Annotated in this window: 18 protein-coding genes and 1 pseudogene; 13 read left to right on the plus strand and 6 right to left on the minus strand. The window is 72.0% G+C overall.

What is annotated here, in order from left to right; genetic code table 11:
• The 3 genes and pseudogenes from AB0I15_RS65000 to AB0I15_RS65010 all read right to left on the minus strand — a co-directional run.
• Nucleotides 1-93 (minus strand): annotated as a pseudogene (locus AB0I15_RS65000) (LuxR C-terminal-related transcriptional regulator); the annotation flags it as partial.
• 42 nt (nt 94-135) lie between these two features.
• Nucleotides 136-1,452, minus strand: a complete 1,317-nt coding sequence (locus AB0I15_RS65005; protein WP_358120283.1) for an extracellular solute-binding protein — start codon at nt 1,450-1,452, stop codon at nt 136-138.
• A gap of 47 nt (nt 1,453-1,499) precedes the next feature.
• Nucleotides 1,500-2,732 (minus strand): ROK family transcriptional regulator, encoded by a 1,233-nt coding sequence (locus AB0I15_RS65010; protein ID WP_358120286.1) that lies wholly within the window; start codon nt 2,730-2,732, stop codon nt 1,500-1,502.
• Between the two features lie 90 nt (nt 2,733-2,822).
• Here AB0I15_RS65010 and AB0I15_RS65015 point away from each other — a divergent pair, with 90 nt between their 5' ends.
• Genes AB0I15_RS65015 through AB0I15_RS65025 form a run of 3 tightly spaced genes read left to right on the plus strand, consistent with a single transcriptional unit; the run spans nt 2,823 to nt 6,876 of the window.
• Entirely contained in the window at nt 2,823-4,955 is a 2,133-nt protein-coding gene (locus tag AB0I15_RS65015; protein ID WP_358120289.1) for an alpha-N-acetylglucosaminidase TIM-barrel domain-containing protein, read from the plus strand.
• The gene (locus AB0I15_RS65020) at nt 4,952-5,851 is read left to right on the plus strand and encodes an N-acetylmuramic acid 6-phosphate etherase (protein WP_358120292.1); all 900 of its coding nucleotides are present in this window, start codon (nt 4,952-4,954) and stop codon (nt 5,849-5,851) included. The genes AB0I15_RS65015 and AB0I15_RS65020 overlap by 4 nt, the downstream gene beginning before the upstream one ends.
• Nucleotides 5,848-6,876 (plus strand): BadF/BadG/BcrA/BcrD ATPase family protein, encoded by a 1,029-nt coding sequence (locus tag AB0I15_RS65025; RefSeq protein ID WP_358120295.1) that lies wholly within the window; start codon nt 5,848-5,850, stop codon nt 6,874-6,876. Before AB0I15_RS65020 ends, AB0I15_RS65025 begins: the two co-directional genes overlap by 4 nt.
• Here the strand turns inward: AB0I15_RS65025 and AB0I15_RS65030 are convergent.
• Complete coding sequence (locus AB0I15_RS65030; protein ID WP_358120297.1) at nt 6,827-7,951, minus strand: nitronate monooxygenase family protein; 1,125 nt, start codon at nt 7,949-7,951, stop codon at nt 6,827-6,829. The two genes, AB0I15_RS65025 and AB0I15_RS65030, sit on opposite strands and share 50 nt — an antisense overlap.
• 16 nt (nt 7,952-7,967) lie before the next feature.
• Entirely contained in the window at nt 7,968-8,636 is a 669-nt protein-coding gene (locus AB0I15_RS65035) for an acyltransferase (RefSeq protein ID WP_358120300.1), read from the minus strand.
• A 110-nt stretch (nt 8,637-8,746) separates the two neighbouring features.
• Here AB0I15_RS65035 and AB0I15_RS65040 point away from each other — a divergent pair, with 110 nt between their 5' ends.
• From AB0I15_RS65040 to scpB, 6 genes are all read left to right on the plus strand, one after another.
• Entirely contained in the window at nt 8,747-10,411 is a 1,665-nt protein-coding gene (locus tag AB0I15_RS65040; protein ID WP_358120303.1) for a CTP synthase, read from the plus strand.
• On the plus strand, nt 10,408-11,019 hold the full coding sequence (locus AB0I15_RS65045; protein WP_358120306.1) for an NUDIX hydrolase: 612 nt from the start codon (nt 10,408-10,410) through the stop codon (nt 11,017-11,019). Before AB0I15_RS65040 ends, AB0I15_RS65045 begins: the two co-directional genes overlap by 4 nt.
• 15 nt (nt 11,020-11,034) lie before the next feature.
• Nucleotides 11,035-11,940: a site-specific tyrosine recombinase XerD gene (locus AB0I15_RS65050; RefSeq protein WP_358120308.1), complete on the plus strand. Its 906-nt coding sequence runs from the start codon at nt 11,035-11,037 to the stop codon at nt 11,938-11,940.
• Between the two features lie 117 nt (nt 11,941-12,057).
• Nucleotides 12,058-12,999, plus strand: a complete 942-nt coding sequence (locus AB0I15_RS65055) for a ParA family protein (RefSeq protein WP_358120311.1) — start codon at nt 12,058-12,060, stop codon at nt 12,997-12,999.
• Nucleotides 12,996-13,814 carry a segregation/condensation protein A gene (locus AB0I15_RS65060; RefSeq protein ID WP_358120314.1) on the plus strand — a complete coding sequence of 273 codons (819 nt, stop codon included), beginning with the start codon at nt 12,996-12,998 and terminating at the stop codon, nt 13,812-13,814. The genes AB0I15_RS65055 and AB0I15_RS65060 overlap by 4 nt, the downstream gene beginning before the upstream one ends.
• 484 nt (nt 13,815-14,298) lie before the next feature.
• On the plus strand, nt 14,299-14,805 hold the full coding sequence (scpB, locus tag AB0I15_RS65065; RefSeq protein ID WP_358120330.1) for an SMC-Scp complex subunit ScpB: 507 nt from the start codon (nt 14,299-14,301) through the stop codon (nt 14,803-14,805).
• On the opposite strand, the gene AB0I15_RS65070 is transcribed toward scpB, so the two are convergent.
• Entirely contained in the window at nt 14,688-16,223 is a 1,536-nt protein-coding gene (locus AB0I15_RS65070; protein WP_358120316.1) for a hypothetical protein, read from the minus strand. The two genes, scpB and AB0I15_RS65070, sit on opposite strands and share 118 nt — an antisense overlap.
• On the opposite strand from AB0I15_RS65070, the gene AB0I15_RS65075 reads away from it, so the two are divergent.
• The 4 genes from AB0I15_RS65075 to AB0I15_RS65090 all read left to right on the plus strand — a co-directional run bounded on the left by AB0I15_RS65075 (nt 16,191) and on the right by AB0I15_RS65090 (nt 19,958).
• Entirely contained in the window at nt 16,191-16,997 is an 807-nt protein-coding gene (locus tag AB0I15_RS65075) for a pseudouridine synthase (protein WP_358120319.1), read from the plus strand. The genes AB0I15_RS65070 and AB0I15_RS65075 overlap by 33 nt on opposite strands.
• A gap of 70 nt (nt 16,998-17,067) precedes the next feature.
• Complete coding sequence (aroH, locus tag AB0I15_RS65080) at nt 17,068-17,427, plus strand: chorismate mutase (RefSeq protein ID WP_358120322.1); 360 nt, start codon at nt 17,068-17,070, stop codon at nt 17,425-17,427.
• 77 nt (nt 17,428-17,504) lie between these two features.
• Nucleotides 17,505-18,593 (plus strand): prephenate dehydrogenase, encoded by a 1,089-nt coding sequence (locus tag AB0I15_RS65085; protein WP_358120324.1) that lies wholly within the window; start codon nt 17,505-17,507, stop codon nt 18,591-18,593.
• A gap of 90 nt (nt 18,594-18,683) precedes the next feature.
• The gene (locus AB0I15_RS65090) at nt 18,684-19,958 is read left to right on the plus strand and encodes an FAD-dependent oxidoreductase (RefSeq protein WP_358120327.1); all 1,275 of its coding nucleotides are present in this window, start codon (nt 18,684-18,686) and stop codon (nt 19,956-19,958) included.
• The last annotated feature ends 119 nt before the right edge of the window (nt 19,959-20,077 follow it).

The following is a 20,077-nucleotide window of genomic DNA, read 5'->3' on the forward strand; positions in this document are numbered from 1 at the left end:
GTCGAGCTTGGTGAAGATGTTGCCGATGTGCTTGCCCACGGCCCCTTCGCTGAGCACCAGGGCCTGGCCGATGCCGGCGTTGGAGCGGCCCTCCGTGCCGGGGTGGCACGCGGCGGGGAGACGGGGGCGCTCAGCTCACGAGCCATGGTGGGCGTCCCACGACTCCTGCAGGGACTTCAGGAAGTCGTCGGTGGTCATCTTGCCGCTGATCAGGCCCTGGATGCCGGGGGTCAGCTTGTCGATCATGCCGGGGGAGGCGTAGTCGGGGAAGGGGACGATGCCGTTGCTCTGCGCCACGGGCCCGAAGACGGTCGCGATCTCGCCGCGCAGCCCCTCGCCGCCGACCTCGGTCTTGGTGTCGACGGGCATGAACCCGCCGTCGAACTCGATCTTCGCCGCCTCCGGCGAGCTCAGGTAGTCGAGGAACGCCGCGGCGACGTTCGGGTGCTTGGTCTTGGCCGAGATGGCGTACGCGACGCTCGCGCCCGAGGCGACCTTCGCCGGCTGGTCCGCCGACGCCGTCGGCATGAGGAAGAAGCCGACGTCGTCCTTCAGGTCCTTCTCCAGGGCGGTGGCGCCCCAGTTGCCGGTCACCAGGAACGCGCTCTTGCCCTTGGCGAAGTTCGCCAGCGCGTCGGTGTCGGCCGTGGCGTTGGCCGAGTCGGGGAAGAAGCCCTTCTTGGCCCAGGCGGCGATCGTGTCGGTGGCCTTCTTGGCGCCCTCGGTCTCGATCGTGGCGCCGGGCTTGCCGTACACCCAGCCCCGGTATTCGTCGACGTTGCCGGTGACGTTGAGCAGCGCGTTCCACAGGTGGAAGCCGCCGACCTGCAGCCCGCCGAGGCTCAGCGGGGTGCCGCCGGAGTCCTTGACCTTCTGCATCGCGGCCTCGAACTCGCCCAGCGTCTTCGGCGCCTCCTTGACCAGCTTCTTGTTGTAGTAGACGCCGACCACCGACAGGCCGCCCGGCACCGCGTAGAGGCCGCCGGTGCCGAACTGCTTGGCCGACTTGTCGGAGCTGAGGATCTCGAGGGTCGACGGCGGGAACTTGCCGGTCCAGCCGTACGCCGTGGCCCACGGGCCCAGGTCCAGGATGAGGCCGGCCGGGACCAGGGAGTTCATCGCGCCGGGGTTGTACTGGGCGATGTCCGGGGCCGCGTCGCCCGACATCGCGAGCTTGATGGACTTGACGTAGTCGTTGAACGGCGTCATCTGGGGCTTGATGGTGACGTTCGGGTGCTTCTGGGTGAAGCCGTCGATGAGCGTCTTGGTGGGCGGGTCGTTGCTGTAGGCCAGGGTGAGCGTCACCGGATCGCTGGGAATGGTCGTCGACACGGCGACCTTCTGCGCGGGGGCCGGGGCGTTCGTGCCGCTGGTGCCCGCGCACGCCGTCAGAGCGAGCGCCGCCGTGACGCCGAGCGCCACGAGCGCGTGCCGCCGGGGTGGTGTCGTCATATGCATGACCTTTCTCGTGTTACTGGTGGTGGCGTCATCAACGGCCTTCATGACGACCGGGGGGTTCTCACCAGGCCGAACCTGGTGCGCTCGATCTCGTCCAGCGAGTGGAGCAGTGCTCCGTGGACGACGGCGTCCTCCTGGAGCGCCGAGACCTCCAGGACCGGCTGATCCAGAGGTTCGTCGGCCAGGTGCCGGCGCAGAGCCGCGAGCAGCGGCTCGCCGCATCCGGCCATCGGCCCGCCGATGACGACGAGCCGGGGATTGAGGATCGCCCGGATCACGGCGATGCCCTTGGCGAAACGGCGGGCGACCACGTCGATCGCCTCGAGGGCGGCCGGCGTGCCGTCGGCCACGGCGGCCAGCACGGCCTCGAACGCGCGCTCGCCCGCGGCCTCGATCCGGGCACGGAACTCGGCGTCGCCGGCGCGCTCCGCCGCCGCGGCGGCCTGGCGCACGATCTCCTCGCCGCCGACGCGGTCCTCGAACGGGCCGAGGCCGTGCGGGTGGCGGGACTCGGCGCCGCCCTCGAACAGGTCGAGGAAGCCGATGTCGCCGGCGTCGTTGGAGGCGCCGCGGTAGAGCTCGCCGTTGAGCACGATCCCGGCGCCGACGCGCTCGCCCCAGTGAAGCATGACCAGCGAGTCCTCGCGCCGCTCCGCGTCGCGCCAGCGCTCGCCCTGCGTGGCCAGCTTGACGTCGTTGTCGAGGTAGATCGGGCAGCCGAGCGGCTCCTTGAGCCGGCTCAGCAGGACGTCGCCGGTCAGGCCGGGCATGCTCGGGATGAGCTTGATGACCCCGGCGGCCGGGTCGACGATGCCTGGGGTGCCGACGGAGGCGAACCACAGGGTGGTCCGGCCCGCCGCCGCCAGCGTGCGCTCGATGGTGGACAGGAGCGTTCCCACCATCTCGTCGGCGCTCGGGCGGACGCCGAACGTGACGGCGTCGGCCGCCACGACCGTGCCGCACAGGTCCGCGACCGCGACCCGCAGGTCCTGCGGGCTGATCGAGACGCCGAGCACGTGGCCCGCCTCCGCGCGGAACCGGACGAGCTGCGCCGGCCGGCCCGCCCGGCTCGAGTCGCGGTCGAGGGAGCCGAACTCGACCAGGCCCTCCTCGGCCAGCGCGTTCAGCGAGCGGGTGACGGCCTGCCGTGACAGGCCGACGGCCTTGGCCAGCGCCGACACGCTCATGCTGGGCTCGGCCCGCAGCCGGCGCAAGATCGCGGCCGCGTTGACCTCCCGCATGAACTGGGTGCCCGCGGCGACCAGTTGCTCCATGAACCCTCCAACCTTCCGGGCGATGCGGCGTACGCTAGCATAATAATTATGTATCGTACGGAACTAATTCGTCGAGGGGTGTGACCTGGGATGTTGTCCGGTGACGGTGAGCTTGAGACGCCTTGGGCGGACGTCGTACGCGGCCTGGCCCACCGCGTTCTGGGGCCCGTGGCGGAGTCGGTCCGGTTCGGAGCGCGCGAGGGCGCGGGCCGCGGCCACGCGTACGAGGCGAAGGGCGGCGTGCTCACCGTAAGCGCGACCGACGGGGTGAGCGCCTCCGTCGCGCTGCACCACTACCTCCGGGACCACTGCGGCATGTCCGTGGGCTGGGACACGGTGCTGCCCCTGCCGCTGACCTCGCTCCCCGACGCCCCGCTCCACGAGGGCACGCCCAGGGTGCGAGAGGGCTACTACTTCAACTTCTGCACCTTCAGCTACACCACGCCCTACTGGACCTGGGCCGAGTGGGAGCGTGAGATCGACTGGATGGCCCTGCACGGCATCACCATGCCGCTGGCCGTCACCGGCCACGAGGCCGCCCTGCACGCCGCCTACTCCCAGCTCGGGCTCGGCGACGACCAGATCAGGAGCTTCCTGGGCGGCCCCGGCTACCTGCCGTTCCAGTTCATGGGCTGTCTCGACGACTTCGCCGGCCCGCTGCCCGCGTCCTGGATCGACGGCCACCGCGAGCTCGGCGCGCGCATCCTCGACCGTGAGCGCGCCTTCGGCATGACCCCCGTGCTGCCGGCCTTCACCGGGCACGTCCCGCGCGAGCTCGCCGCGACGGCGCGCGCCGGCCGGCGTAACTGGCAGGGGTTCGAGACCTGGTCGCTCGACCCGTCCGACCCGCTGTACGAGCGCATCGGCGCCGAGATCGCCCGCGCCCAGATCAAGCTCTTCGGCACCGACCACCTCTACGCCGCCGACCCCTTCATCGAGATGATCCCCATCGACGCCGACCCGGCCTTCCCCGGAGCCGTGGCGGCGGCGACGCTGGCCGGTCTGCGCGCCGCCGACCCGGAGGCGGTCTGGCTCATGCAGGCCTGGCCGTTCTCCTACCAGCGCGACTTCTGGACCGAGGACCGCGTCAACGCCTTCCTCGACGCGATCCCGAACGACCGGATGATCGTGGCGGACCTGTGGGCGGAGCACGACCCGCTGTGGGACCGGTTCGAGGAGTTCTCCGGCAAGCCGTGGCTCTGGTGCGCGCTGCTCAACTTCGGCGGCCGCACCGATCCGGTCGCCGAGCTGCGCGGCGTGCCGGCCGGCATCGACCGGGCCCTGGCGGCGCCGAGCCCGCCGACCGGGATCGGCCTGTCCATGGAGGCCACCCGCAACAACCCGGTCTTCTTCGAGCTGGTGACCGACCAGATCTGGAGCGCCGTCCCCGACGTCGACGCCTGGCTCGACGCCTTCGTGACCCAGCGCTACGCCGGCCGGTGGGCCGACGAGCTGCGGGCCGCCTGGCACGGGCTGCTGAGCACCGTCTACGCCCCCGGCGGCCTGCGGATCGCCCCCGACCAGTTCAAGGGCGTCCTCACCGCCGAGCCGTCGTACACGCGCACGCCCACCGGCCCCCTCTGGTACGACCCGGCCACGCTGGCGCGGGCCTGGGAGCGGATGATCGAGGTGGCCGAGCGGGACCCCGAGCTGGCGGCCGGGCCGCTCGGGCACGACCTCGCCGAGACCGGCATCGCGTACATGGCCAGGGTCGCCGACCGCCGCTACCTCGACGTCGTGGAGTCGTCCGGCGAGCCGTCGAGCGTCGCCCGGTTCCTGAAGGTCTTCGAGGACCTCGACGGGATGCTGGCCTGCCGCCCCGAGTACACCTTCCACGACTGGGAGGCCAGGGCGCTGTCATGGGCCGCCGAGCCGGGCGACGGCGACGTGCTGCGCGACAACGCCCGCCGGATCATCACGGTGTGGGGCACCTCCGACAGCCCCCTGCTCGACGACTACGCGGGCCGGCACTGGGCGGGGCTCGTGGGCGGCTACTACCGCGACCGCTGGGCGCTGTGGGCGGACGGGCTCACCTCCGGCCCGGGTTCCGGCTCTGCTCCCGGCTCCGGTGACGAGGCCGCGCTGCGCGAGCGGCTGCGCGAGCGGGCCGAGCTGTTCCTGCGGGAGGGCGTGCCGCCGCTGGCCCCCGGGGACCTGGCCGCGCGGTCGCGCCACCTGCTCACCGCGTACGCGGACGCATTCGAATCCGAAGGAGCACGATGACCCAGGTATCACCGACCGAGCGCCGCAACCCCCGCACCGGCGACATCGACGCCCAGGAGGCCGCCGGCATCCTGGAGCTGCTGCTGGAGGAGGACGCCCGGGCGGTCGAGGCCGCGCGGGCGGCGACCGGGCAGCTCGCCAAGGCGGTGGACGAGACCCACCTGCGGCTCGCGCGCGGCGGCCGGGTGCACTACTTCGGCGCGGGCGCCTCCGGGCGGCTCGCCGTGCTGGACGCCACGGAGGTCACGCCCACGTTCGGGGCTCCGCGCGAGCTGTTCACCGCGCACTTCGCGGGCGGCCCCGCGGCGCTCACCGACTCCTCCATCGACCGCGAGGACGCCGGGGCGCTCGGCACCGCCGACGCCGGCGGGGTGGGAGCGGCCGACGTGGCGGTCGGGATCACGGCCTCCGGCTCCACCGCGTACGTGATCGGGGCGCTGCGCGGGGCACGGACGGCCGGGGCGCTGACGGTGCTGGTCACCTGCAACCCCGACGCCGCCGCCCGCGACCTGGCCGACATCGTCGTCGTGGCCGACACCGGGCCCGAGGCGCTGACCGGCTCCACCCGGCTCAAGGCGGGGACGGCGACCAAGGTCATCCTGAACGCGTTCTCGACCGCCCTCATGATCAAGGGTGGGCGGACGTACGGGAACCTCATGGTCGGGCTGGTGGCCACCAACGCCAAGCTGGCCGAGCGGGCGGTGAGCCTGCTCATGGAGGCCGCCGGGGCGGACGAGGCGACCAGCCGCGCCGCGCTGGCCGACGCGTCGGGGCACATCCCCGAGGCGCTGGTGCGGCTGCTCACCGGCTGCTCGGGGGAGCGGGCGCGGGCGGCGCTGGGGGCGTACACGGGCGTGCGGGCCGCGGTGGCCGCGCTCGGCGGGCAGGCCGAATGAGCCTGCCAGCCTCAGCCGACGTCCCCGCCGACGCCTCTGCCGGTGTTCACGCCGACGTCCACGCGGGCGTGGACGTCGGCGGCGGAGGGATCAGGGTCCGGATCGAGGGTGACGGGGTGAGCGCGCACGGGGAGGACCCGGCCCCGGTGCCACGCGAGCGGGGCCGCGTGGACCTGCACCGGCTCGCCGCCCGCATCGCCGCGGTCATCGAGGACACCGGTCCTGGCGTGGACCGGCTGGCCGGGATGGCGATCGGCGTGACCGGGCTGCCGGGCCTGGTCAGCGAGCCGGGCACGCTCTGGAACGCCCTGGGCGACCGGTTCGGCCTCGGCGCGCTCGTCGTCGCCGGCGACATGGTGACCACGCACGTCGGCGCGCTCGGGTTCCGGCCCGGGGTCGTCGTGGCCGCGGGCACGGGCGTGATCACGCTCGGCACCGACCTCGACGGCGTGTGGAACCAGGCCGACGGATGGGGGCACCTGCTCGGCGACCACGGCAGCGGCGCCTGGGTCGGCGCACAGGGCCTGCAGGCCGCCCTGCGGGCCCACGACGGCCGCATGGGCGGCTCGCCCGCGCTGCTCGAACGCATGACAGCCCGCTTCGGCCACCCGCTGGACCTGGTGGCGCTCGTCTACCAGTCGGGCTCCCCGGCCCACCACCTGGCCTCGTTCGCGCCCTCCGTCGCCGAGGCGGCCCGTGAGGGGGACGCGGTGGCCCGCCGGATCTGGACCGAGGCCGGGCGGCAGCTCGCCCAGACGGCCGTGGCCGCCGCCGCCGGGCTGGAGCCCGTCTTCTCGTGGGGCGGCCGCCTGTTCGACGCCGCGGACCTGCTCATGGAGCCGTTCCAGAGCACCGTACGGGCCCTGCTGCCGGACGCCCGCTTCACCCCGCCGCTGGGCACCTCGGCCGACGGCGCGCTCGCCCTGGCCGAGGCCGCGGCGAGCGTCCGGCCCCGTCACCCCTACCTGTACGTCTTCACCCGGACAGACGCGCCAAGCGCTCAACCGCTTCGCCGAACTCACTGATCAGGTCGTAGACGACGTCGCGGGCCGGCCTGACCTGGTCGAGCTGGCCCACGACCTGCCCCACGTAGTAGTTGACCAGCTCCAGCGCCCCCGGCTCGCCCTTCTCCGCCGCCGCCCCGATCCGGGCCATGGCGCCCTCGGCGACCAGCATCTGCAGCGGCATCCCCAGCGGCCCCGGGCTCTCCTGGCCGGAGTCCCACTCCTCCGTCCAGGCGGACTTGAGCTGCCGGGCCGGCTTGCCCGTACGCGAGCGCGACCGCACCGTGTCCAGCGACGAGGCCGCCAGCAGCTTGCGCCTGACCGCCGGCGACGTCTCCGCCTCCTCGGTCGTGAGCCAGACCGAGCCGCACCACACGCCCTCCGCCCCGAGCGCCATGGCCGCCGCCATCTGCCGCCCGGACGCGATCCCGCCCGCGGCCAGCACCGGCACCGGCGCGACGGCGTCCACGACCTGCGGCACCAGCACCAGTGTCGAGATCTCACCGGTGTGCCCGCCCGCCTCCGTGCCCTGCGCCACGATGAGGTCCACGCCCGCCGCCACCTGCCTGCGGGCGTGCTCGACCGTGCCGACCAGCGCGGCCACCGGCACGCCCGCCTCCCTGGCCTTGGCCGTCATCTCGGGCGGCGGTGGCCCCAGGGCGCTGGCGATCAGCCCGATCCGGTGCTTGAGCGCCACGTCGATCAGCCCCGTCGCCCCCGCCGCCGTCACCCGCCTGCCGAACTCGTCGGCCACGGCGGTCAGCGGCCTGGCCGAGGCGCTCACGCCGTACTTGGCCAGCAGATGGGTGACGAAGTCGCGGTGCCGGTCGGGGATGGCGTCCATGAGGTGCGTGCGCAGGTCGAGCGCGGAGGCGTCGACCTTGCCGGGGACGAGCACGTCCACGCCGTACGGGCGGCCGTTCACCCGCTCGTCCAGCCAGGTCAGCTCGGTGTCGAGCTGCTCGGGCGAGTACGCGACCGCGCCCAGCACCCCGAACCCGCCCGCGTTGGTGACGGCGGCCACCACGTCGCGGCAGTGGCTGAAGGCGAACAACGGAAACTCGATGCCCAAACGCTCACAAATGGCGGTCCGCATAGTGTGACGCTAACCGTCAGAAGGTTGTTCGGTCCATCCCCTGGGTGGCGGTGTCCAAGGTGACGGGGGCGTGCCAGCCCTGCCCGGGCGTGTAGCCGCGGACGCGCCTGGCCGGAACCCCGGCGACCACGCTGTGGTCGGGGAACGTGCCGCGTACGACGGCGCCGCCCGCCACCACGCACTGACGGCCCAGCGTGGTGCCCGGCAGGATGATCGCGCCCGCGCCCAGCCACGAGCCCGAGCCGATCGAGACCGGGCTGTTACGCGGCCACTGCCTGCCGATGGGCACGTCGGGGTCGTCGTAGACGTGGTTCTGGTCGGTGACGTACACGTACGGGCCGGTGAAGACGTCGTCGCCGATGTCGATCGACTGGTGGGCCACGATGTGCGTGCCCCGGCCGATCGAGCAGCTCCGGCCGATGCGCAGGATCGAGTCGGGGCCGAGGTCGGGGCCGGGCATCATGCCGCAGGAGAGCGAGACGCGTTCGCCGACCAGCGTGTGGTCGCCGATCTCGATCCAGCGTTCGCCGAAGATCGCGCCTGGGGGGAAGGCGATGCTGACGCCGTCGCCGAGCCGGCGGAACCGGTAGCCGGCCGGAGTGGCCGGAGTGATCGCACCGGCGTGGCGGATCGCCGTGTAGGCACGGTGTATCAATGCGCCCAAAGCCCGCCGTACAAGTGACATAGGGACCAAAGTTACCGGTAGGTCATGCCGTTCGGGCATGTGAGGGGCGTTGTTTGATATCCTGAGAGCCCGTGGACACTTCGACCACACCTCGAGCCACGGGAGCCCCTTTGCGCAGCGCATCGCAAACCAAGCATCTGTTCGTCACCGGCGGTGTCGCCTCCAGTCTCGGCAAGGGGCTCACGGCATCCAGTCTCGGTCGCCTGCTCAAGGCACGAGGTCTCAGGGTCACCATGCAGAAGCTCGACCCTTACCTCAATGTCGACCCCGGCACCATGAACCCGTTCCAGCACGGCGAGGTGTTCGTCACCGACGACGGTGCCGAGACCGACCTCGACGTCGGCCACTACGAGCGGTTCCTCGACACCGACCTGCACGGCTCGGCCAACGTGACCACCGGCCAGGTCTACTCCAACGTCATCGCCAAGGAGCGGCGGGGCGAATACCTGGGCGACACCGTCCAGGTCATCCCGCACATCACCAACGAGATCAAGGACCGGATCCGGGGCATGGCCGGTCCTGAGGTGGACGTGGTCATCACCGAGGTCGGCGGCACGGTGGGCGACATCGAGTCGCTGCCGTTCCTGGAGGCCGTGCGGCAGATCAGGCACGAGGTGGGGCGCGACAACGTGTTCTTCCTGCACGTGTCGCTGCTGCCGTACATCGGGCCGTCGGGTGAGCTGAAGACCAAGCCGACGCAGCACAGCGTGGCGGCCCTGCGCAGCATCGGCATCCAGCCGGACGCGATCGTGCTGCGGTCCGACCGGCCGGTGCAGACGGCGATCAAGCGCAAGATCAGCCTCATGTGCGACGTCGACGAGGACGCCGTCGTCTCGGCGGTGGACGCCGTCTCGATCTACGACATCCCGAAGGTGCTCCACTCCGAGGGCCTCGACGCCTACGTGGTGCGCCGGCTCGGCCTGCCCTTCCGCGACGTGGACTGGAAGGAGTGGGAGCAGCTTCTGCGCCGGGTGCACAGACCGGCGAAGGAGGTCACCATCGCGCTGGTGGGGAAATACATCGACCTGCCCGATGCCTACCTGTCCGTCACCGAGGCCCTGCGCGCCGGCGGGTTCGCCAACGACGCCCGCGTCAACATCCGCTGGGTCAAGAGCGACGACTGCGAGACCCCCGAGGGCGCCGGGCGTGAGCTCGACGGCGTCGACGGCGTGCTGATCCCCGGCGGGTTCGGCGTGCGCGGCATCGAGGGCAAGATCGGCGCCATCCGCCACGCCCGCGAGGGCAAGATCCCGCTGCTCGGCATCTGCCTCGGCATGCAGGGCATGGTCATCGAGGCCGCCCGCAACATGGCCGGCATCGAGGACGCCAACTCCGCCGAGTTCGACCCCGACACCAAGCACGCGGTCATCTCCACCATGGCCGACCAGGAAGACGTCGTCGCCGGCGAGCGCGACATGGGCGGCACCATGCGCCTGGGCAGCTACACCGCCAAGCTCGGCGAGGGCACCCTCGCCCGGCAGCTCTACGGCGGCAAGGCCAAGGTCGACGAGCGCCACCGCCACCGCTACGAGGTCAACAACGCCTACCGCGAGCAGCTCGAGAAGGTCGGCCTGGTCTTCTCGGGGCTGTCGCCCGACGGGCGCCTGGTCGAGTACACCGAGCTGCCCGCCGACACCCACCCGTTCTTCATCGGCACCCAGGCGCACCCGGAGTTCCGCTCCCGCCCGACCCGCGCCAACCCGATGTTCAAGGGCCTCATCAGTGCCGCCCTGGCCTACGCCGACGACCGCGTCGGTGACAAGGTGAGCCAGTGAAGATCGAAGACACGCCCGAGTCCTGGAACGTCTCCGAGACCAGGCAGCGGTTCCAGGGCCACATCATCCGCGTCGTCACCGACACCGTGAAGATGCCCCACGACGCCGAGGCCGAGCGCGACTACGTGGTCCACCCCGGCTCGGTCGCCGTGCTCGCCCTCGACGACCGTGACCGGGTCCTGATGATCAGGCAGTACCGCCACCCCACCCGCCGGCTGATGTGGGAGCTGCCCGCCGGGATCCGCGACGTGGCGGGCGAACCGCTCGTCACGACGGCCGCCCGCGAGCTCGCCGAGGAGGCGGGCTACCGGGCCGACACCTGGCACACGCTCGTCGACCTGCGCTCCTCGCCGGGCATGACCGACGAGCGCATCCGGGTGTTCCTCGCCCGGGGCCTCAGCAAGATCCCCGACGACGAGAACGACTTCGTCCAGGAGCACGAGGAAATCGACATGCCGGTCGAATGGGTCCCTCTGGCCGACGCGGTCGAGAAGGCGCTCATGGGAATGATCCACAATTCCCCGGCCGTGGCCGGTATCCTCGCCGCATATGTGGCTTCGGTTGAAGGGCTCGCCCTGTTGCGCCCCGCCGACGCCCCTGAGGCGTGACGGAAGGACCAATTCGTGGAGGCGGTGCTCTCCAGCTACCTCGCCCATCTCGCGGTGGAACGGGGCCTGGCTGCCAACACGCTCGCGTCCTACCGGCGTGACCTGCGCCGATACTTCGAGCACCTGCAGGCGCGCGGTCGTGCGGAGCTCGGCGAGGTGGGGGAGGCCGACGTGCTGGCCTTCCTCGCCGCGCTGCGCGAGGGCGACGGAGAGCACCCCGCCCTCGTCGCCAGCTCGGCCGCCCGCGCCGTCTCGGCCGTGCGCGGGCTGCACCGTTTCGCCCTGCGCGAAGGCGTCACGGCCCACGACCCCGCCCACGAGGTACGCCCGCCGCGCCAGCTCCGCAGGCTGCCCAAGGCCATCGCCGTGGACGAGGTCGAACGCCTGATCGCCGCCTCCGGCCCCGACGGCGCCCCTCTCACGCTGCGCAACCGGGCCCTGCTCGAGGTCCTGTACGGCACCGGTGCCCGCATCTCGGAGGCCGTCGGGCTGGCCGTGGACGACCTCGAGGACGACCAGGTACGGCTGCGCGGCAAAGGGGCCCGCACCCGGGTCGTGCCGTTGGGGCGTTACGCCCGGTCCGCCCTCGACACCTACCTCGTCCGCGCCCGTCCCGGTCTTCTCGCCCACGGCCGCGGCACCCCCGCCGTCTTCCTGAACGCCCGGGGAGGCCGTCTGACCAGGCAGGGAGCCTGGGAGGTGCTCCAGGCCGCCGCCGAACGAGCCGGACTCGACAGGATAAGTCCGCACATACTCCGGCATTCCTTCGCAACCCACCTCTTGGACGGAGGCGCGGACGTTAGGGTGGTGCAGGAGCTGCTCGGTCACGCCTCTGTGACGACCACGCAGGTCTACACGTTGGTCACGGTCGACAAGCTCCGCGAGGTCTACGCCGCGGCGCATCCACGTGCTCGGCATTGATCTATAGTCTTTTGGGGTGTGCGCCGCCCTCGGCGTGCCGCCTTGCCGCGTTAAGTGGTGACGCCATAGTGTCCGTCCGGACGGTCCGGTTCGGGATCGTCAGGGAGGTTCGAGCTGGTGACTGTGACGACCAAGGGTTCGACCCCGGGGACCCCCGACAACCCCTGGGGCGACACGAAGACCAACACGCCCTCCAACGGCGTCAATCTGGGCCCGACGCAGCGGCCGCGTCCCGTGTTCCCCGAACCGGTGCCCCCCGCGGTGCACGGCCCGGCGCGCGTGGTCGCGATGGTCAACCAGAAGGGTGGCGTCGGCAAGACCACGACCACCATCAACCTGGGGGCCGCGCTCGTCGAATACGGGCTCAAGGTGCTGCTGGTCGACTTCGACCCGCAGGGCGCGCTCTCGGTCGGCCTGGGCATCAACCCGCTCCAGCTCGACCTGACCGTCTACAACCTGCTGATGGAACGCGGCGTCACCGCCGAAGACGTGCTGCTCGAGACCGGCGTCGAGGGCCTCGACCTGCTGCCGAGCAACATCGACCTGTCGGCCGCCGAAGTGCAGCTCGTCACCGAGGTCGCCCGTGAGCAGGTGCTCGGCCGCGTGATCAAGCCGCTGCTGCCGCACTACGACGTGTGCCTCATCGACTGCCAGCCGTCGCTCGGCCTGCTCACGATCAACGCCCTCACCTGCGCGCACGGCGTGATGGTGCCGCTGGAGTGCGAGTTCTTCGCCCTGCGCGGCGTGGCGCTGCTCATGGACACCATCTCCAAGGTGCAGGAGCGGCTCAACGAGGAGCTCGAGATCGAGGGCCTGCTCGCCACCATGTACGACGCCCGCACCCTGCACGGCCGCGAGGTGCTGGCCCGGGTCGTGGAGGCGTTCGACGAGAAGGTGTTCCACACGGTGATCAACCGCACGGTGCGCTTCCCCGACGCGACGGTCGCCGGTGAGCCGATCACCACGTTCGACCCGTCATCCCTCGGCGCCAACGCCTACCGTGAGCTGGCCCGCGAGGTGCTCTCGCGCTGGCCGGCGCCTGCGACAATGGCCAGGTGACCACCGAGCAGACCGAACCCCAGGGCTTCCAGGTCCACCTGGACGTCTTCGAGGGACCCTTCGACCTGCTCCTCGGCCTCATCGCCAAACACAAGCTCGACATCACCGAAGTCTCGCTCTCCAAGGTCACCGACGAGTTCATCTCCTACATCCGCTCCAAGGGGCCGGAGTGGGACCTCGACCAGACCAGCCACTTCCTGCTGGTGGCGGCGACCCTGCTCGACCTGAAGGCGGCCCGGCTGCTGCCGTCCGGCGAGGTGGAGGACGAGGAGGACCTGGCGCTCCTGGAGGCCAGAGACCTGCTGTTCGCACGGTTGCTGCAGTACAAGGCGTACAAGGAAGTGGCCAAGGTCTTCGCGGGGCGGATGGCCGAGGAGGCGCTGCGCTTTCCGCGTACGGTGCGGATGGAGGAGCAGTTCGCCAACCTGCTGCCCGAGCTGATCCTGGGCATCGGGCCCGAGCAGCTCGCCCGCATCGCCGCCAAGGCCTTCATCCCCAAGCTGCCGCCGACGGTCAACCTGGGGCACGTCTACCAGCCGCTGGCGAGCGTCAAGGAACAGGCGGCCATCCTGGTCATGCACCTGCGCCGCCTGCGCCGGGCCACGTTCCGCGCGCTGGTGTCCGACTGCGAGGGGACCATCGAGGTCATCGCCCGGTTCCTGGCCGTGCTCGAGCTCTTCCGGGAGTCGGCGGTGACGTTCGAGCAGGTCGAGCCGCTGGGCGATCTGCACGTGACGTGGACGGGCTCCGATGACGGGGACGTCTCGGTGGGGGACGACTACGAGGAATCCGCGGAGAGACCAGCCAATGACTGACGACAACCCCTTGCCCAACCCCCGCAAGTCCCCCGACTCCGAGCCGCCGCTGCCCGCCTGGATGACCCTTCCGGGGGCCATGGTGCAGGCGGGGGCGCCGGAGGTCGAAGAGAGCGCTCCGGCGGCGAGCGAGCCGGACCGGGGCGACGAGCCCGTCGCCCCGGACGAGCCCGTTGTTTCGGACGAGCCCGATGAGCCCGAGGGTCTGGGCGAGCCTGCTGCTTCGGACGGGCCTGCTGTTTCGGAGGGTGGCCGGGCCTCGGAGGAGGCTGACGGCGCCGACGTGACGGCGGGCGCAGCGCCTGACGCGGACGCCGGCGTCACCGGCGCGCCGGACCCCGAGCCCGAGCTTTCGGCCACCGACCTCGAGCCGTCGGAAACCGAGCCTGAGCTTTCGGTCACCGAGCCCACCTTCGGGGCGGGCGGTGGAGCTGAGGGTAAAGGGGAGGGGCCTGCACTTGAGGCGGCGTTGGAGGCTATCCTGATGGTCGTCGACGAACCTGTGGCCGAAATTACCCTGGCCCAGGTGCTCGAGCGGCCGACCCACCTGGTCGCCGCGGCCCTGCGTTCGCTGGCGGCGGAATACACTGCCGCCGGGCGGGGTTTTGATCTGAGAGAAGTCGCGGGCGGCTGGCGGTTCTACACCCGGGCCGACTGCGCGCCGCTGGTCGAGCGGTTCGTACGCGACGGCCAGCAAACGCGGCTGACCCAAGCCGCGCTGGAAACACTCGCGGTCGTGGCTTACCGGCAACCGGTGAGCAGGGCCCGTGTCGCCGCCGTGCGCGGCGTCAACAGCGACGGTGTCATGCGGACACTCGTCGCCAGGGGGCTGGTCGAAGAGGCCGGCACCGACCCGGAGAGCCAGGCAGTGCTCTACCGGACAAGCTCATACTTCCTTGAACGTCTGGGACTGAGGGATCTGAGCGAGCTTCCTGAGCTCGCGCCCTTCCTCCCCGACGACGTGGAAAATCTCGAGGAGACAACAAAGTGATCAACAGGCGCAGCACCCCGTCCGGTGATGGACGCGGTCGTGGACGTACCACCGGCTCCGGCCGTGGCGGGCGTCCCGCCTTCCGCTCCGACGACAACCGCGGCGACTTCCGCCGCAACGACGATTCCCGCGGCGGGGGTGACCGCCGGGACTCCCGCGGCGCGTCCGGCCGTGACGACTCCCGTGGGGGGTCCGGTCGCGACGGCTTCCGAGGTGGAGCCGGGCGAGACGATTTCCGTGGTGGAGGGCGGCGTGAGTCCGCGGGCGACTCCCGTACCTCCCGTGACTCCCTGCGCGCCGACCGGGGCGGCTCCCGTGCCCGGTTCGGCAGGCGCGACGGCGACGCCGACCCGCGCGGCAACTCGCGTGAGGGCCGTTTCTCCAGTGGGGCCCCGCGTGAAGGTGCCCCGCGCCGTGACCGCGACGAATGGACGCGCGGCGGCGACCGCGAGGCCCGCCACGAGCGCGGCGGCGACCGTCGCGAAGGTGGCGGAGCACGTTACCCGGGCACCGGGGGCTACCAGGGCGCTGGGAGCCGAGACCGCTACCAGCGGCCCGCCGACCGCTCCGAGCGCGGCGGCGACCGCCGTGACCAGGGCGAAGGCCGATACGAGCGCGGCAGCGGGCGGCCCGAGCGCGCCGACCGTTTCGGGAGCGGCGGAGACCGCGCCGGCCGGGGCACCGACCGTTTCGGGCGTCCTGGCGACCGCACCGACCGCTTCGGGCGTGGCGGAGACCGCGACGACCGTGGTGGCAGCCGCTTCGGGCATGGTGGTGACCGTGACGAGCGCGGTGGCAGCCGCTTCGGACGTGGTGGAGACCGTGACGACCGTGGTGGCAGCCGGTTCGGGCATGGCGGTGAGCGGTCCGAGCGTGGCGGCGGTCGCTTCGGGCGTGCCGGTGACCGCGACGAGCGTGGTGGGGGCCGTTTCGAGCGATCCCGCGACGATCGGGGCGGCTACCGGCCCGAGCGGCGTGACGACAGGCCCGAGCGGCGCGACGACCGGCGTGATGAGCGTGGTGGTGGTTACGGCGCGGGGCGTCGGGACGACCGCTACAGCGGCGGCGACCGTGGCGCGATGCGCGGCGGCCGGAGCGACGATCGCGGTGCCGATCGCGGTGCCGATCGCGGTGCCGATCGCGGTGCCGGTCGTGGTGGCCGGAGCGACGACCGTGGCGTGGTGCGTGCCGGTCGTAGCGGACGCAGGGAGGACGCCGGGGCTCAGTTCGCGGCCTCGTCCCGGTCCCGTTACGGCAGGCGCGACGGCGACGCCCGTACCGAGCGCGGCGGCGACCCCCGTACGGGGCGCGGCCCGCGCCGGGACGACGTGCAGACCGTCGGGGGCGGCCGGCGTGAGAGCCATGGAAGCCCGCAGCGCGACCGGGTGAAGGCGGCGCGGCAGCCGCTGCGCGACCACGCCTTCTACCCCGAGGGCTACACCGACGAGCGCGACACCACCGAGGTTCCGGACGGCGTGCGGCTGCAGAAGGTGCTCGCCCAGGCGGGCGTGGCCAGCCGCAGGGCGTGCGAGGAGATGATCGGGGACGGTCGCGTGACCGTCAACGGCCAGGTCGTACGGCGTTTCGGCGCCAAGGTGGACCCGGTCGCCCAGGTCATCCACGTGGACGGCAAGCGCATCCCGACCGCGCCCGACCTCGTCTACTACGCGCTCAACAAGCCCATCGGCGTCGTCTCCACCATGGACGACCCGCAGGGCCGCCCCTGCCTCGCCGACTACGTCGAGGAGCTGGCGCCGAGGCTGTTCCATGTGGGCAGGCTCGACACCGAGACCGAGGGCCTGCTGCTGCTCACCAACGACGGCGAGCTGGCCAACAGGCTCACGCATCCGAGCTACGGCGTGCAGAAGAAATACTGGGCCAAGGTGCCCGGTCCGATTCCGCGCGACCTGGGCCGGCGGCTCAAGCAGGGCATCGACCTGGAGGACGGCATCGCCAAGGCCGACAGCTTCGCCATCGTGCACGAGCACGCCCAGCAGGCGCTGGTCGAGATCGTGCTGCACGAGGGCCGCAAGCACGTCGTCAGGCGGATGCTCGAGGAGTCCGGGCACCGGGTGCTCGACCTGGCCAGGATCGAGTTCGGGCCGGTGAAGCTGGGCCGTACCAAGCCTGGGACCGTCAGAGCGCTGAGCTTGAAGGAAGTCGGCGAACTGTACGCGGCCGTGAAGCTGTAATCTGGCCGGACGAAGGAGCCCGTGCGAACCTCCGCACGGGCTCTCCCGCTTATAGAAGGGGACGAACCACATGGTGCGGGCCATCCGTGGGGCGATCCAGGTGGACGCCGACGACCGCGACTCGATCATCGGGGGGACGACCGAGCTGGTCGCCGCGGTCATGGAGCGCAATCGCCTGACCCCGGACGACGTGATCAGCGTGCTGTTCACGGCCACTCCCGACCTGACGGCCGAGTTCCCCGCGCTGGCGGCGCGTAAGCTGGGCTTCCACGATGTGCCGCTGATCTGCTGCACCGAGATCGACGTGCCGGGCGCCCTGCCCCGCGTCGTCCGTCTCATGGCCCACGTGGAGACCGACCGGCCGCGTAACGACATCCAGCACGTCTATCTGCGGGGCGCGGTGGCGCTGCGCCAGGACATCGCGCAGTAAGCACCCGGCAAGCGCCCCGCGAGATGCTCACGCTCAATCCCAGACAGCCCGAACGCCCGATAAATCAGGATACCTAGATGGATCTTCGTACCGTGCTCGTCGTCGGCACCGGCCTCATCGGCACCTCGACGGCGCTGGCGCTGCGCAAGCGGGGCGTGCGCGTGTTCCTCGCCGACCGCGATCAAGGAGCCGTACGGCTGGCACGGGAGCTCGGTGCGGGAGAAGACTGGCACCCCGCCGACGCCGGCGCCGAGCGGGTGGACCTCGCGATCATCGCGGTGCCCCCCGCCCACGTGGCGACCGAGTTGCTGGAGCTGCAGCGGCTCGACGCCGCCCGGTTCTACACCGACGTGGCGAGCGTGAAGGCCGAGCCCATCCACCGGGCCGCGCAACTCGGCTGCGACCTGGCCACCTACGTCGCCTCCCACCCGCTGGCCGGGCGCGAGAAGTCCGGCCCCGGGGCGGCCAGGGCCGACCTGTTCCTCGGCCGTCCGTGGGCGCTGTGCCCGACCGAGGAGGCCGACGCCGAGGCGAAGGCGGCCGTGCTGCGGCTGATCGAGCTGTGCGGGGCCAACGCGGTCGAGGTGAGCGCGATGGACCACGACCGTGCGGTGGCCGTGGTCTCCCACGCGCCCCACGTGGCCGCCTCCGCCGTGGCCGCCCGCCTGGCCGACGCCACCGACGTCGCGCTGGGCCTGGCCGGGCAGGGCGTACGCGACGTCACCCGCATCGCGGGCAGCGACCCCGGCCTGTGGCTGGGCATCCTGTCCGGCAACGCCTCCCCGGTCGCCGAGGTGCTGGAGGCCGTGGCCAACGACCTGGCCGACGCCGCCAGCGCCCTGCGCGCCCTGGCCGAGGGCGACGGCACCGCCACCAACGAGATCACCCAGCTCCTCAAGCGCGGCGTCGTGGGCCATGACCGCATCCCGGGCAAGCACGGCGGGCCCGCCTCCTCCTACGCCGCCGTCCAGGTCGTCATCGGCGACCGCCCTGGGCAGCTCTCGCGGCTGTTCCTGGTGTGCGACGAGGTCGGGGTCAACGTCGAGGACGTGCGCCTGGAGCACGCTCCCGGGCTGCCGCTGGGCATCGCCGAGCTGTCGGTGGAGCCCGACGCGGCCACCTCGCTCACCGAGGCGCTGCGCGAGCGGGGCTGGCAGGTTCCCTGAGGCAGGGCCCCGTTTTTCGGGATTTCGCCGCGCATGTCACGTCCGCGTCTCCTCGATACGTCTTCAAGGCGAATCGAGGAGGTAAGGAAGATGACCGACATCCTGGTACTGGGTGCGGGGTACACCGGCGTCGCGGCGGCTCTCCGGATCGCCCGCAGGACTCGTCGTACGGGCGGCAAGGTCACGCTCGTGAACGCGTCCCCGAGGTTCACCGAGCGGCTGCGGCTGCACCAGACGGCGGCGGGGGAGCGGCTGGCCGACTACGCGCTCGACGAGGTGGTCGCCGGCACCGGCATCACCTTCGTACGAGGCCGTGTGGCCCGGCTCGATCCGGAACTGCGGGAGGCCCGGCTCGAGGACGGGCGGGTGCTCGGCTACGACAAGCTCATCTACGCCCTCGGCACCGTCACCGACGCCTCCGTTCCCGGCGTCGCCGAGCACGCCTGCGTCTACGACGACCACGCGGGCACGGTACGCCTGTCCGAGCGCCTCGACGCGCTGGCGGGCGGCACAGCGCCGGGCGATACAGCGCCGGGCGATACAGCGCCGGGCGATACAGCGCCGGGCGATACAGCGCCGGGCGATACAGCGCCGGGCGGCACGGCGGCCCTGGCCGGAGGTGGAGCGGTGAAGGGCACGGTCGTGGTCGCCGGGGGCGGGCTGACCGGTGTCGAGTCGGCCACCGAACTGGCCGAGGCGCGGCCGTACCTGCGGGTCGTCCTGGTGACCAGGGGGCGGCCCGGCGCCATGATGGGCCCGGGCGCTCGCCGTCACCTGGACGAGGTGCTGCGGCGGCTCGGCGTCGAGGTACGCGCGGGCGTGGACATCACCAAGGTCCTGCCCGACGGCGTGGAGCTGGGTGGCGGCGAGCTGATCCACTCCGACGCCACGCTCTGGACCACCGGCACCAAGGGCCTGCCCCTGGCCGCGGAGTCCGGGCTGCGGGTGGACGAGCGGGGCAGGATCGTGGTGGACGCGGCGCTGCGCTCGGTGTCGCACCCCGACGTGTACGCCGTCGGCGACGCCGCCGCGGTCACCCAGCGCTTCGGCGTGCTCCACGGCACCTGTCAGGGCGGCATCCCCACCGGCCTGCACGCGGCCGACTCCCTGGCCGCCACGCTGCGCGGCAGGACCCCGAAGCCGTTCCGGTTCGGCTATTACCACCAGCCCGTCAGCCTGGGCCGCAAGGACGCCGTCATCCAGTTCACCCGGCCCGACGACAGCCCGCGCAGGTGGTATCTGAAGGGGCGGGCGGCGGTGACGTACAAGGAGGTCGTGAGCAGCAGCCCGATGGTCACGTACCGGCTGCTCAAGCGGGGTCTGGTGCCCGTGTGGGCGTTCGCGCTGAGCGCCGTGCCCTCATGACCGGTGACGCGGTGCGGGCGGGGCCTCGGTGGCCCCCCCCCCCTCACCCCCCCGCGTCGGCGCCCCGCGTTAGCCCGGCCAGCAAGGCGCACCTACCCGTGGGCACCCCGACATTGAAC

It is taken from the genome of Nonomuraea sp. NPDC050643 (assembly GCF_040654715.1).
Taxonomy (GTDB): Bacteria; Actinomycetota; Actinomycetes; order Streptosporangiales; family Streptosporangiaceae; genus Nonomuraea.